Source organism: Vibrio sp. MOR3, from assembly GCF_001557775.1.
Classification (GTDB): Bacteria; Pseudomonadota; Gammaproteobacteria; order Enterobacterales; family Vibrionaceae; genus Vibrio; species Vibrio jasicida.
Window position 1 is genome coordinate 46,329 of sequence record NZ_LNRD01000011.1, and the last position, 13,799, is coordinate 60,127.

A 13,799-nucleotide genomic window follows, 5' to 3' on the forward strand; every position below is an offset into this window, starting at 1 on the left:
CAATGAAACACCTAATCAAACTCTCAGTGCTTGGTTTTGCCCTACTTTCCCATTCAGTCTGGGCGGAATGCAGTGGCAAATGGACGCTCAATGTCGACAGAAGTAACGTCGAATTTAAACGCGATTTAGGCGCTTATATACCCGTCTATCTTGAACTCTCAAGAGACATCCAACGCTGCCGCTTTCCGATGGCCATGGTCTCGGTTAACAATAAGCAATCTAGCTACTTGAGCTCAATAAGTGGAAACTTGCCCCTGACGATCTTAGACAAAAACTTTCGTCAATTAAGCCACTTTCCTAATAAAGGGTTCCAACTTCCACTTGATAATAGCCAGAGAACCAAGTTTTGGATTAAAGTCCCAGAGGCCAAAACATCTGCCTCTGGGAATTATACCGGCCTGCTAGAAGCCTCCATTTCACTAGATAGAAAAGAAGAGACCAAGAATGCAAAAGTAAAACTAAAGGTACCCGCCTTTGTCGCATTTAACTCTGCACCGAATACTCCCAACCTTCAGCGCTCCGGCAATTCAGGTTATCGCTTCCAGTTAGGTGAACTTGAATCCAACCGAACCTACCGGTCTGATTTTGATCTTCTGTCTAATTCAAACGTTCGCTTAGTCATTAAACAAAAGTATGGTGAGTTAAAACAAAAGTCAGAACCAGACTTTACGATTCCCTATACCCTCAAGTTTAACCATACCCAGGTAAACCAGAAGTCGGTTTATACCTTCTCTAATAATGAAGATACTAAGCGGTGGGGTTTACCTCTCGAAGTAACGTTAGGCAACATTGATTTTGCCCGTGCGGGAAGATACCAGGACACGATTACGGTAGAAGTGAAAGCGATGCCTTAAAGTACAAAGCCAGCGGTGAATTGCCCGTTGGCTTTTTCTTTAGCTAGCGTTCAATCTCGCCAAAACGGTTTCTGAATTTCCTTTTGTACTTCACTTTCGTTGTAACCAATATCATCCAAAAGATGCTCTGGAAGGTCTGATAGATGACGCCGTGTACGGTAATTCTTTCTCCATACGACTAACTTGGAAAAGATATACTGAACTAAACGCTGACGTGGTTTCGAGGCCCATCGCCCACAAGTTTGTGCTGTATTGTTCATATCTCCTCCTTTTGATTCACATTGACCACTTAATAATCAACGACTACCCTGTAATGCTCAAACGATAGAATCTGACATTGAGTTAAGGAAAACTAATGTGAAAGAGCGGATGCCACCATTACAGGGACTGTATTACTTCTATATCGCAGCAAAGGAAGGCAGCTTTAAAGTTGCAGCAACACACTTGTTTGTGACTCCAGCAGCGATTAGCCAACAGATACGTCAATTGGAAGCTTTTCTTGGTACCGATTTATTTGTGCGCCAACACCGTAAGATACTTCTCACTCCAGAGGGCAATTTGCTTTTTGCTCAAGCTGAACGAGGGTTTAATCACCTTCAACAAGGTGTGCGTTTGATTAACCAAGATCCCAACCCGAATCACCTCTCTATTTCAACCTTGCCATCTTTCGCCCATCATTGGTTGGTTCCTCGTATTACCGCTTTTCGACAAAGGCACCCTGAGTTATCACTACTGATGGAGCCCACCAATGAACTGGTATCATTTCAAGATAGTCAGATTGACCTGTGTGTTCGTTACGGCCGTGGCGATTACCTAAACTTAGAGTCTCAGTGGTTGATGGATGAGGCTTTTTATCCGGCTTGTCATCCCATTTATCAAAAGGAACACGGAATCTATCGGGTTGAAGATTTACACAAAGCAGAACTGATTGAGGATTTGTGGCCAGATTTAGATTGGTGTTTGTGGCTAGAGACACTAGGCCATAAGTCAGCCAAGCCAACCCTTAAATACAGTGGATCTCATTTAGTACTGGAAGGTGCACTGTCTCTACAAGGTGTCGCTTTGGTTAAGCACAGCTTGGCGTATCGTTATATTCAAGAAGGTAAACTGGTTCGAATTGGCGATATAGGAATTCAACCCAAATATGCTTATTACCTTTGCGCTCCCGCTGGTTACCTGAAACGACCAAAAGCACTATCGTTTAGCCAGTGGATAAAAGAAGAGATTGCTGAGTTTGAAAAGACCACGGTTAGAGACTTTGAGACCATAACCTTGGCTCAATAAAACTAAGATTTAATGACGAGCCCAGCAACAAGTGCTGTTGATAGAAAGTGAGAGAACAGATAGTAAAAAGCCCCGCACTAGGCGGGGCTTTGAGATTTTAAAGAGTTAACTTAAGAATTACTTCTTACCGTCACGCTCTTTAACTTCTGCGATTACTTGCTCAGCAACGTTTGCTGGACATGCTGAGTAGTGTGCGAACTCCATAGAGAACTGACCACGACCAGAAGTGATAGTACGTAGGTGACCGATGTAACCGAACATTTCTGATAGAGGAACGTCAGCTTTAATACGAACGCCTGTAGTACCAGCTTGTTGGTCTTTGATCATACCACGACGACGGTTAAGGTCACCGATTACGTCACCAACGTTGTCTTCTGGAGTGAACACGTCAACGTTCATGATTGGCTCAAGAAGTTGCGCGCCTGCTTTAGGCATAGACTGACGGAATGCACCTTTCGCTGCGATTTCGTAAGCGATTGCTGATGAGTCAACTGCGTGGAAACCACCGTCGAATAGTTCAACTTCAACGTCTAGAGTTGGGAAGCCAGCTAGAACACCAGTATCCATCATTGACGCAAAGCCTTTCTCAACTGCAGGCCAGAATTCTTTAGGTACGTTACCACCAACAACTGTTGATTTGAACGTGAAGCCAGAGTTTGGCTCACCTGGTTTGATACGGTAGTCGATCTTACCGAACTGACCAGAACCACCAGACTGTTTCTTATGCGTGTAGCTATCTTCAACTGGTTTAGTGATAGTTTCACGGTAAGCTACCTGTGGAGCACCTACTTCTAGCTCAACGCCGTAAGTACGCTTAAGGATGTCTACCTTGATATCTAGGTGAAGTTCACCCATACCTTTCAGGATAGTTTCACCTGAATCTTCATCAGTCTCAACTTGGAATGATGGATCTTCTGCAACCATTTTACCGATCGCGATACCCATTTTCTCAGTAGAACCTTTGTCTTTTGGAGAAACAGCAATAGAGATTACTGGTTCTGGGAAGATCATAGCTTCTAGAGTACATTCATGCTTAGGATCACATAGAGTGTGACCAGTTTGAACGTTCTTCATACCTACTACAGCGATGATGTCACCAGCTTGAGCTTCAGTAAGTTCGTTACGTTCGTCAGCTTGCATCTCACACATACGACCGATACGCTCAGTCTTACCAGTTGCAGAGTTAAGGATTGTGTCACCCTTCTTCATGCGACCAGAGTAGATACGGATAAATGTTAGTGCACCAAAACGGTCGTCCATGATCTTGAACGCAAGTGCTTTTAGTGGCGCGTCAGCGTCTACTGTAGCTACTTCACCTGTTGCTTCACCAGTTTCTGGATCTGTTAGAGGCTGAGGATCAACTTCGTTTGGAGCTGGTAGGTAATCTACAACAGCGTCAAGGATAAGTTGCATGCCTTTGTTTTTGAATGCAGAACCACAGAACGTTGGGAAGAACGCTAGATCACGAGTACCTTTACGGATACAAGCTTTTAGTTGATCGATAGTCGGCTCTTCGCCTTCCATGTAAGCTTCCATTAGGTCGTCGTCTTGCTCTACAGCAGTTTCAACTAGCTCTTCACGGTACTGTTCTAGGTCATCAAGCATGTCCGCAGGAACGTCTTGGATTTCGTAGTTTTCTGGTAGACCTGTGTCATCCCAAACGTAAGCTTTACGGTTTAGTACGTCTACAACACCAACGAAATCGTCTTCACGACCGATTGGTAGAGTCATAACTAGTGGGTTTGCACCTAGTACGTTCTTAACTTGGTCAACAACGTTGAAGAAGTCTGCACCCATACGGTCTAGTTTGTTTACGAAGATCAGACGAGCAACTTCTGAGTCGTTCGCGTAACGCCAGTTTGTTTCTGACTGAGGCTCAACACCACCAGAACCACAGAATACACCGATACCACCGTCAAGAACTTTAAGTGAACGGTATACTTCAACTGTAAAGTCTACGTGTCCAGGAGTGTCGATTACGTTCAGGCGGTGACCGTTCCACTCACAAGTTACTGCTGCAGACTGGATTGTAATACCACGCTCAGCTTCTTGCTCCATGAAGTCAGTTGTAGACTCGCCGTCGTGTACTTCACCAGTCTTATGGATTTTACCAGTAAGCTTCAGGATACGCTCAGTTGTGGTAGTTTTACCCGCATCAACGTGCGCGAAAATACCAATGTTTCTGTATTTTGATAAATCAGTCATTGTCTTACTCTGTTAATAAGGTATAAAGTGCGCGCAGAGTATATCACAATCTGTCAAGACGGATACCTTTGCGTGCCATTGGAACAAAAAAAATTTTAACGTCGATTTTCCACCCTCAAATAATAGTCAAACTTCGCAATTTGTGTGCTTAATTCAAGAATAATGAGGATGGGTTCAACATTATTGTTACCCCTTAAATTGGGGCACAAGATGGCATTTACAACTCATCAAATGCTTCGATGGCCTCCGAGAGTTTTTTCACACCATGGATTTGCATACCAGGAATTCCGCCCTTAGGCATATTCGCCGCTGGCACTATCGCTTTCTTAAAGCCGTGTTTAAATGCTTCATTTAAACGCTCTTGGCCACTTGGTACTGGGCGAATCTCACCCGCCAAGCCAACCTCACCAAACACGACAACATCTTTCGGTAACGGGCGATCGCGGAAACTCGATAAAAGCGCCATAACTAACGCAAGGTCAGCACTGGTTTCTGTCACTTTTACACCACCGACGACATTCACGAATACATCTTGGTCTGCCATTTGAAGACCACCATGTTTATGCAGTACCGCTAATAATAAAGACAGGCGGTTTTGTTCTAAGCCAACCGCAACACGACGCGGGTTTGCCAGTTGTGAGTAGTCCACTAGCGCTTGAATCTCTACTAATAGAGGACGCGTACCTTCCCACACCACCATAACGGAAGAACCTGATGTTTCCTCTTCACCACGGGATAGGAAAATCGCCGAAGGGTTATTGACCTCTTTCAGCCCCTGTCCCGTCATAGCAAATACGCCAAGCTCGTTCACAGCACCGAAACGGTTTTTATGGCTACGCAAAGTACGGAAGCGGCTGTCAGTGCCACCATCGAGCAGAACTGAACAGTCAATAATGTGCTCAAGTACTTTCGGGCCGGCAAGGGTACCATCTTTTGTTACGTGACCAACAATAAAGACGGCGACATTGTTTTGCTTTGCGTATCTCGTTAATGCCGTTGCTGATTCACGTACCTGCGCTACACTGCCCGGTGACGACTGAACGTCAGACACGTGCATAACTTGAATCGAGTCGATAACCATAATGCGAGGTTGCTCTTTCTCGGCGATTTGGCAAATTTTATCGACATTCGTTTCCGACAACATCTTTAGATGGTCTTTCGGCAGCCCAAGGCGAGAGGCTCGCATCGCGACTTGTTGCAAAGACTCTTCCCCCGTCACATACAAGGTTGGCATTTGAGAAGAGAGTAAGCACATGGTTTGCAGTAATAAGGTCGACTTACCCGCACCAGGGCTACCACCAATCAAAATCGCAGCGCCAGGAACAACACCACCACCTAGTACACGGTCTAGTTCTTTAAAACCACTGGTGAATCTTGGGACTTCTTGTAAATCGATTTCCGATAAGGTTTGAACTTTCGATTCTGTTGCTGAACCAGCATAACCACTCAAGCGTTCATTGCGCGCAACCGTCGGAGAGGCTGCAATACGAACTTCAGTAATCGTATTCCACGCGCCACATGCGTTACATTGCCCCTGCCAACGCGGGAAGTCTGCGCCACAATCATTACAAACATACGCTCGTTTTGCTTTCGCCATGATGCCTCGATTTTTTCAACACTCGGTTTTTTCAACAAATGTGACCAAGCACAGCCATGTCAGACCTTATATGAGCAGAACTATTGATATACTCAAGTTTTGCTTTGCTTAGCCGATATAATTCGAATAACGACATACTTTAACAGAAATAATGCAGCAATCTGAAATTCTCTCGCTCGCAGAACGCCTCATCCCTGTTTATGGCGCTGATGACTTTGATTTCGTCCTGGGTCAATTGACTGAAGGAGAGCCACCATCGGCCAAAATTCTAGTAAAGATGGAGCTCAACCGTGTCATGGCTCCTTGTAAAAAGAGCATTGATTTGCGAGGTCGAGTGAAAGGTGAATGTCGTGAATACTTATTAGATGGCATTCCACATTGGCTGGATGATGTCGCCTTTAACGCTTACCACAAGAACCTGAAAAAGTATGGTGGTTACACCGAGGGCATGTGGGAGGCTTTGGTCAACACACGCAATAACTTCCGTGTGATGAGCAAAAATAATGGTAAGAGTGAAGAACGATCGCTGACCGATCCGAAAAGCCCTTTTCTTGCAGAGCCTGTGCACCTTGGGTATGACCTAAAACGTCAAGAGAAGCGTTTAAAAGTACAGTCCCAAGTGGAAATCGTTCGTTCAAAAGAGCAAGTGATCCATGGGTTGAGCATCGACCTTTCTTGTTCGGGGGCGAAATTCAAAGTCCCTAGCGCTTTTAAATACAGTCTGGGAGAAGTCATTCAGGTGACTTTTACTGAGTTTGCGAGCAAGTCTCAGGTCGCTGGCATTGAAAAGCCAATGACCTATCGTGTTCTAGCCGTAGATGATTGTTATGAAAATGACTCGATTCGCTACCTAAGAACGATTCGCCTGACGGAAACCAACATCATCGCTCGTGTGATTGACGAAGCACTAAATAGTGCAGCAAAACGAGCTCGTCATGACAACCAAGATAAAATCATTCGCGCTCGAACTCGTGGTTACGAACACATTGCTCTCAAGCACACGAGCAATCTACCTCTGTTCTTCGAAGGTAGCGAACTTAAGTTAGCCATGTTAACGCCAAATAACCAAAAGTTATGGCAGTACTGGCACGATGAACGTAATCAGCAAGTATTTGGTTCGTTGTTCCATGAGCAAAGAATGGCATCGCTTATTACGCCAGGAGTTAAAGGAACAACCAATGTGCTTTATTCCTTTACCCATGAGCATGAAAATAAAACCTACTTCTATTCAATGCTCCGTCCAGAAGCGACTAGAGAACAACGCCAACTGTTTTGGCACTTAGGTGCAAAACGTTCAAGTTGGCGCGCGTTCCGTATTTCAATTTTTGAACTCTCTGAACAAGAGAAAAATGACCTTGCAGCGTTCTCTTCTGAGCTTGCTGAAAGCTCACAAAGACTAACACATGTCGGTATTTTGCAAGAGATCGCTGATGATAAATCCGGTCAAGATTACCTACTGACGGAGAAACCTCGTGTTCCTGCGAACACATTAAATTCATTTCGTCAGCCGAGGAAGATCATTGGCAGTCCTAAAGGTATCTATTTCGATGCGCAATCACGTCGCAAGGAACCTCGCTACCGTTTCAAAACACCGTTGGTATTGGATGCTGGCAACCTAAAAGCCGCTGGTTTCACCATGGATATTTCCAAACGTGGCTTGGGCATCAGATTAGATGAACCTACTGCGCTGCGTTCAGGGCAAGAGGTTCACATCAATTTCCGTGAGTTGCAGCTCTACGATAAGAAACTGCCCCTATCCGAGGTACCTTATCGTATTATTCGAGTGAGTCCTGATGGCCGTAGTGTGCAAATGGTGATAGACGAAGACAGCAAAACCATGCGTGTGATTGCTTTCTTTAATAGCATTATTGAACACAACCAAGACAAACTCATTCAACAAAAAGAGGTGCTACCAAGTAACCCACTGCTAGAAAGGCTGCACAGCGTGTTACTTTCTCGTACCTTGAGTACTCCGATCTTTATTAGTAAAAGTGCCACCTCTTCGGTTAAAACACCAGTGATAGGGGTGAACTTCCCACTTCCAAAACACATCGAGTTGTACGCTCGCTTGGGCCACAATCAACTGTTCTCGCTAGAACCTCTGTTTAAGGGTCGCTCCAGCACATTGATTGCCGACCCCATCAAGCGTATCGATGGCGCACAAGCAAGACATCAAGACATTTATATCAGCCTGATGAAAGTAGGCAGCAAGATCACGGGCCTCGAGTCTAAACTGCACCAAGATTTCACCAGTGTGAAAGAGCGCATTCAATTTATTAAGAAAGCGCGCATGATGGGCGAGTTCTACGCCACACGTATTTCAACCGCGCCGATCTTTGATCCAATGACCTCTTTGCTGCGCCAAGATTTGAGCGACCTGACTCAATTTGGTGTCCATCAAGCCAGCAAGTTAGAAAAAGAACTGACTGCTCTCGTCGGTTACAGTGAGTTTGAAGACATCACGGAAGAGGTCGTCGTCAGGCTTGAACTCACCGAATAAAGAAACACCGCCAACTATAGGCGGTGTTTTCTATTGGTCGGTCTTAAACCTTGAGCTTATGGCTTTGCTTGCCAGCTGATTTTCTGTTGCTTAACCAAAGCACCTGACAGAATGCATAACACTCCACCGAGCCCCGCAAATCGAACTGATGTCTGCGCTTGTTGTTCTACCTTTGGTTTCGCATGATAAGCAATACCTAGCCCTGCTGCAGACATCATCACCAAGTCATTGGCTCCATCGCCTACGGCCACTGTATTGTGCTGTTCAATGTCATACTCTTCTGCAAGTTCAACCAAGATATCCGCTTTTGTTTGTGCAGAGACAACATCGCCAAGTAGCTGACCGGTCAACTTGCCATCGATAATTTCCAGTTGGTTCGATTGAGCAAAGTCCAAGCCAACTTTGTCTTTGATGAAATCAGAAAAATAAGTAAAGCCACCGGAAGCAATCGCCGTCTTCCAACCTAATGCTTTAAAGGTCGCAATCAGCGCTTCAAAGTCAGGCATAAATGGCAGTTGGCTACGTACTTGTTCCAAAATCGCTTCATCGGAACCTTTCAGTTTACCCACGCGCTGACGCAAACTTTGTTCGAAATCCAACTCCCCTTGCATGGCTCGTTCGGTGACTTCTGCCACTTCTTCACCAACGCCTGCCAGCTTAGCGATTTCATCAATACACTCGATTTGAATCGCCGTCGAATCCATATCGAAAACCACCAGCCCTGGCGTAGAGAGATCCGGCACTTCATTAAGCGACGCATAATCAAGGTTAAGGTTCTTCAAAATGATTTCGTGCTCTGGAGTGAGTTGCCCAGCCATCAATGCAACTTCATACTGCCCAACTTTCCAAGTGTCTAAGATTGGATTGTAGAAACCAGTAAAAAAATCGATGTCTTCGAAGTTACGGGGCTCAAGATGTTCACCAAACACAATCCAGTTAGCCTTGGCTTTATCAAGCTGGGTGGCAAAGCGAGTTTCGGGTAGTCGTTTTAAAAGAGTCGTATGCCTTCTGATAGGCAAGCTTTTTGACGCGTCCATGTATATAATCCCTTGTGACTTTGCTAAAACGTTACCTCAACAAGCTAAAAAGGCAAGTCTTTGTTTTGTTTTGAATGGACGAGTAAACAGCATGAGTGAATCCCTGTTCTCAGTGAGGAATGCCCTACGAATCCTAGCGCTGATCCTGCTATGCGTGATGCTATTTATCACCATAAAAAACAGTGTCGTGATCAGTAAGGGCAACGAGAAGATTCAAGCACAGCAGCTTGAAACACTGACAAAAGTTTTGATTTCGCAAGCGTCGTTATCCGCTAGTGAAATGATCATAAATAAAGATCAAGAAAGTCTACTTAAGTTAACCAACCAACTTGCGCAAGACCGTTTAGTATTTGATGCCACCATCTATGATGCGCAAGGTGTACGTTTGGCTTCCAGTGAAGAGGCGCTTTCGGTACGTGAAGTGCTAGGATTAGATACACCGCTGGCGACAGCCTCTATCGGGCGCCAACAATTGGTCGAGCCCGTATCGGCTGATGGCGCTGTGATTGGTTTTGTTCGCGTGACCTTTGAAACAGGTCGTGTAACAGCGATTTCTGATCACCATTACCGCAAGAGTGATCGCTACATGTACATGATGGTTCTGATGAGCTTTGTGTGCGGCATGCTGTTCATTATGATTTTACGCAGACAACCAATCCGCCGTAAAAAAGGTGAAAACCTGTTACTGACAAAGTAGCTCTCATTCGATCTCGGATAAAAAAACAGCCCGCACAATGCGGGCTGTTTTTGTAATGCTTTAAAGCGAAAAGAACGCTATCCCTTCGTCTTACTCTTCATCGCCTAGTAGTACTGAATCAAGCGCAATCAGCATCATATCGTTGAACGTATTTTGACGCTCTTCAGATGTGGTTTGCTCGCCAGTCTTGATGTGGTCAGAAACAGTACAGATAGTCAGAGCTTTCGCGCCATACTCTGCTGCAACGCCGTAGATACCTGCCGCTTCCATTTCCACACCTACGATACCGTACTTGTCCATTACGTCGAACATTTCTGGATCTGGCGTGTAGAACAGCTCTGCAGAGAATAGGTTACCTACTTTCACATCTACGCCGCGAGCTTTTGCTGCTTCTTCTGCTGCACGAACCATTTTGTAGTCAGCGATAGCGGCAAAGTCATGACCTTTGAAGCGAATGCGGTTCACTTTAGAGTCTGTACATGCGCCCATACCGATCACAACATCACGTACTTTGATGTCTTCGTTCACAGCGCCACAGCTACCTACACGGATCACTTTCTTAACGCCGAAGTCTTTGATTAGCTCAGTCACGTAGATTGAACAAGATGGGATACCCATACCATGGCCCATTACTGAGATCTTACGACCTTTGTAAGTGCCTGTGTAACCAAACATATTACGAACGTCACACACTTGAACAACATCTTCAAGGAAAGTCTCTGCGATGTATTTTGCACGTAGTGGGTCACCCGGCATTAGAACGACGTCTGCGAAAGCACCCATTTCTGCGTTGATATGTGGAGTTGCCATGTTTCTTTTCCTTAACCTGTCTCTAGCGATCCGCGCTGCTGTTGGCGGTTTTGGCTAGAATATTCTCATTTCCGACAAGCAACATTTTCATGCTGCGAACATAAAACTAGGAGCATGATGCTCCTAGTTTTCAAAACCTAAATAATTATAGGAAGTTCTTACCGTAATCCATTGGGGAAATACCGAAGTACGTTGCCAATGTTTGACCGATATCAGCAAAGCTGTCACGACGGCCTAGTGAACCTGCTGGTACTTTCTTACCGTAAACAATCACTGGGATGTGCTCACGAGTGTGGTCTGTACCTGGCCATGTTGGGTCACAGCCGTGATCCGCCGTTAGGATAAGCACATCGTCTTCTTCCATAATATCTAGCACTTCGTTGATACGACCATCGAAGTACTCAAGTGCCGCGGCGTAACCTGCTACATCACGACGGTGACCGTAAGCTGAATCGAAGTCCACGAAGTTAGTGAATACGATCGTATTGTCACCCGCTTCTTTGATTTGCTCTAGTGTTGCTTCGAACAAGGCAGGGATACCTGTCGCTTTCACTTTCTTCGTGATACCGCAGTTTGCGTAGATATCCGCAATCTTACCGATAGAAACCACGTTGCCTTGCTTCTCTTCAACAAGTTTCTGTAGAACCGTTGCTGATGGTGGCTCAACAGAAAGGTCACGACGGTTACCTGTACGCTCGAATTGACCTTTACCTGCACCAACGAATGGACGCGCGATAACACGACCGATGTTGTAATCTTCTAGCTCTTCACGTGCAATTTGGCAAAGCTCTAGTAGGCGGTCTAGACCGAATGTCTCTTCATGACATGCGATTTGGAATACAGAATCAGCTGATGTATAGAAGATTGGCTTGCCAGTCTTCATGTGCTCTTCACCCAGATCGTCAAGAACTTGAGTTCCCGATGCGTGGCAGTTACCTAGGAAACCGTCCAGACCAGCACGCTCAAGAATGCGGTCAGTCAGCTCTTTCGGGAAGCTGTTCGCTTTGTCAGTGAAGTAACCCCAATCAAACAGAACAGGAACACCTGCGATTTCCCAGTGGCCAGACGGCGTGTCTTTACCTGAAGAAAGCTCTGCTGCGTGACCGTACGCACCGATGATCTCTGCGTCTGCATCTAGACCAGGAGCAAAACGACCTGTTGACTCTTTATGTGCCATTGCCAAACCCAGTTTAGATAGGTTTGGAAGACGAAGCGCGCCTTCACGTTTATCGTTGTTTGCTAAGCCTTGTTCACACTGGTCAGCAATATGACCAAGCGTGTCCGAACCTACGTCATCAAATTGCTTCGCATCAGCGGTTTCGCCGATACCGAATGAGTCTAGTACTAAAATAAATGCTCTTTTCATTGCTCGTTCCTTAGGCCCACTCGGCTTCTAATTATGATTGAGTAGGCCTTGTGTAATTACTTGTTCGATTAAAGATCTTCTGCACGGATTTGGCGGTAGACCTCTGGCGTTGGTGTGTATTCTCCGCCTACTTTAATTGCGCTGCGAAGCGCTTTTGCCGCTTCTTCCCACTGCTCTTCTGTGCGAGCATGGATCACCGCTAAAGGCTTGTCACTGTCCGCTACTTCGCTTAAACGAATGAAGTTATCAAAACCAACCGCGTAGTCGATTTCGTCTGTTGCTACACGACGACCACCGCCCATAGAAACCACAGCCATGCCGATTGCACGAGTATCCATCGCAGATACAACGCCCGTTTCAGTTGCGTATACTGGTTTGATGATTTCCGCTTTCTCTAGGTAATTATCGTAGTTTTCTACGAAATCTGCTGGGCCACCTAGACCGGCAATCATCTTACCGAAGCACTCAGCCGCTTTGCCGTTATCTAGTGCTTCCATCAATTTCGCACGTGCGTCTTCTGTGTTCTCAGCCAGTTTGCCAAGTACTAACATTTCAGCACATGAAGCCATGGTTACTTCAAGTAGACGAGGGTTACGGTATTCACCTGTTAGAAAACGAACCGCTTCGCGTACTTCCACTGCGTTACCCGCAGAAGAGGCCAATACTTGGTTCATGTCCGTTAGGATAGCGGTTGTCTTAGTACCAGCACCGTTTGCTACTGCTACGATTGATTTTGCTAGCTCTTCAGACGCTTCGTAAGTTGGCATGAATGCGCCAGAACCTACTTTTACGTCCATCACTAGAGATTCAAGACCTGCAGCAAGCTTCTTCGATAAAATCGACGCCGTGATCAGTGAAATATTATCTACTGTCGCGGTGATATCGCGAGTCGCGTAAACGCGCTTATCCGCTGGTGCTAGGTCACCCGTTTGACCGATAATTGCCACACCTGCGTCTTTGGTTACTTGACCAAATACGTCGTTTGTCGGTGTGATGTTGTAGCCAGGAATAGACTCAAGCTTATCAAGCGTACCGCCCGTATGGCCAAGACCACGACCAGAGATCATAGGTACGAAACCACCGCATGCAGCCACCATTGGACCAAGCATTAGAGAAGTCACGTCACCCACACCACCAGTAGAGTGCTTATCGACAATTGGACCACCAAAATTCATGTGGCTCCAATCGATAACCATACCTGAATCACGCATTGCACAGGTTAGTGCGATACGCTCTGGCATCGTCATTTCATTGAAGAAGATTGTCATAGCAAAAGCGGCGATCTGGCCTTCAGATACACTGTTGTTTGCTACGCCTTGAATAAAGAAGTTGATTTCGTCGGCTGTTAGAACTTCGCCGTCACGTTTTTTACGAATGATTTCTTGTGGTAAATACATTAGTGCCTCCCAAGCTCATAATGAGCCATGGTAAAAGTAGGATAGAAGAGGT

General features: G+C 45.7%; 11 protein-coding genes. 4 read left to right on the forward strand and 7 right to left on the reverse strand.

What is annotated here, in order from left to right; translation table 11 throughout:
- The first annotated feature begins 2 nt into the window (after nucleotides 1-2).
- Nucleotides 3-854, forward strand: coding sequence for a hypothetical protein (locus ATB76_RS19095; protein WP_038865928.1), 852 nt, complete (start codon nucleotides 3-5; stop codon nucleotides 852-854).
- A gap of 50 nt (nucleotides 855-904) precedes the next feature.
- Here ATB76_RS19095 and ATB76_RS28840 read toward each other — a convergent pair whose 3' ends face one another.
- Nucleotides 905-1,114, reverse strand: a complete 210-nt coding sequence (locus tag ATB76_RS28840) for a DUF1127 domain-containing protein (protein WP_038865927.1) — start codon at nucleotides 1,112-1,114, stop codon at nucleotides 905-907.
- Between the two features lie 97 nt (nucleotides 1,115-1,211).
- Here ATB76_RS28840 and ATB76_RS19105 point away from each other — a divergent pair, with 97 nt between their 5' ends.
- A complete protein-coding gene (locus ATB76_RS19105) occupies nucleotides 1,212-2,138 on the forward strand; it encodes a LysR substrate-binding domain-containing protein (RefSeq protein WP_061035956.1) in 927 nt (308 codons plus the stop codon).
- A gap of 117 nt (nucleotides 2,139-2,255) precedes the next feature.
- Here the strand turns inward: ATB76_RS19105 and fusA are convergent, their stop codons facing one another.
- Both fusA and radA read right to left on the reverse strand, forming a co-directional pair.
- Entirely contained in the window at nucleotides 2,256-4,343 is a 2,088-nt protein-coding gene (gene fusA, locus ATB76_RS19110; protein ID WP_038878985.1) for an elongation factor G, read from the reverse strand.
- 217 nt (nucleotides 4,344-4,560) lie between these two features.
- Nucleotides 4,561-5,940 (reverse strand): DNA repair protein RadA, encoded by a 1,380-nt coding sequence (gene radA, locus ATB76_RS19115; protein ID WP_038865921.1) that lies wholly within the window; start codon nucleotides 5,938-5,940, stop codon nucleotides 4,561-4,563.
- Between the two features lie 151 nt (nucleotides 5,941-6,091).
- Between radA and ATB76_RS19120 the strand changes: the two genes are divergently transcribed.
- On the forward strand, nucleotides 6,092-8,440 hold the full coding sequence (locus ATB76_RS19120) for a PilZ domain-containing protein (protein WP_038865919.1): 2,349 nt from the start codon (nucleotides 6,092-6,094) through the stop codon (nucleotides 8,438-8,440).
- A gap of 56 nt (nucleotides 8,441-8,496) precedes the next feature.
- Here ATB76_RS19120 and serB read toward each other — a convergent pair whose 3' ends face one another.
- Nucleotides 8,497-9,477 carry a phosphoserine phosphatase gene (serB, locus tag ATB76_RS19125; protein WP_061035957.1) on the reverse strand — a complete coding sequence of 327 codons (981 nt, stop codon included), beginning with the start codon at nucleotides 9,475-9,477 and terminating at the stop codon, nucleotides 8,497-8,499.
- Nucleotides 9,478-9,568: 91 nt separating this feature from the next.
- Here serB and ATB76_RS19130 point away from each other — a divergent pair, with 91 nt between their 5' ends.
- Nucleotides 9,569-10,174, forward strand: a complete 606-nt coding sequence (locus ATB76_RS19130) for a YtjB family periplasmic protein (protein ID WP_038866054.1) — start codon at nucleotides 9,569-9,571, stop codon at nucleotides 10,172-10,174.
- A gap of 90 nt (nucleotides 10,175-10,264) precedes the next feature.
- Here ATB76_RS19130 and deoD read toward each other — a convergent pair whose 3' ends face one another.
- From deoD to deoA, 3 genes are all read right to left on the reverse strand, one after another.
- Nucleotides 10,265-10,984 (reverse strand): purine-nucleoside phosphorylase, encoded by a 720-nt coding sequence (gene deoD / locus ATB76_RS19135; RefSeq protein WP_038865914.1) that lies wholly within the window; start codon nucleotides 10,982-10,984, stop codon nucleotides 10,265-10,267.
- 145 nt (nucleotides 10,985-11,129) lie between these two features.
- Complete coding sequence (locus ATB76_RS19140; protein ID WP_061035958.1) at nucleotides 11,130-12,350, reverse strand: phosphopentomutase; 1,221 nt, start codon at nucleotides 12,348-12,350, stop codon at nucleotides 11,130-11,132.
- 68 nt (nucleotides 12,351-12,418) lie between these two features.
- Nucleotides 12,419-13,747 carry a thymidine phosphorylase gene (deoA, locus tag ATB76_RS19145; RefSeq protein WP_061035959.1) on the reverse strand — a complete coding sequence of 443 codons (1,329 nt, stop codon included), beginning with the start codon at nucleotides 13,745-13,747 and terminating at the stop codon, nucleotides 12,419-12,421.
- Nucleotides 13,748-13,799: the final 52 nt, after the last annotated feature.